The organism is Pseudomonas sp. PS01270, from assembly GCF_029959775.1.
Taxonomy (GTDB): domain Bacteria; phylum Pseudomonadota; class Gammaproteobacteria; order Pseudomonadales; family Pseudomonadaceae; genus Aquipseudomonas; species Aquipseudomonas atacamensis.
On sequence record NZ_JASCPT010000313.1, the window covers coordinates 1 to 236 of the forward strand.

A 236-nucleotide genomic window follows, 5' to 3' on the forward strand; every position below is an offset into this window, starting at 1 on the left:
AGCTGTCACATACCCAATTTGCTGAAGCGAGGCCATCCGGTCACGAGTCAGTACCCGAATTTCTTGACGACCATAGAGCGTTGGAACCACCTGATCCCATCCCGAACTCAGCAGTGAAACGATGCATCGCCGATGGTAGTGTGGGGTTTCCCCATGTGAGAGTAGGTCATCGTCAAGATTAAATTCCGAAACCCCAATTGCGAAAGCAGTTGGGGTTTTGTTTTGCCTGCGAGAAA

At 50.4% G+C, this 236-nt stretch carries 1 rRNA gene; it reads left to right on the forward strand.

Going from position 1 to position 236, the window contains the following annotated elements:
• Positions 1–62: 62 nt before the first annotated feature.
• A 5S ribosomal RNA gene (gene rrf, locus QMX86_RS28325) occupies positions 63–178 on the forward strand.
• Positions 179–236 lie beyond the last annotated feature (58 nt).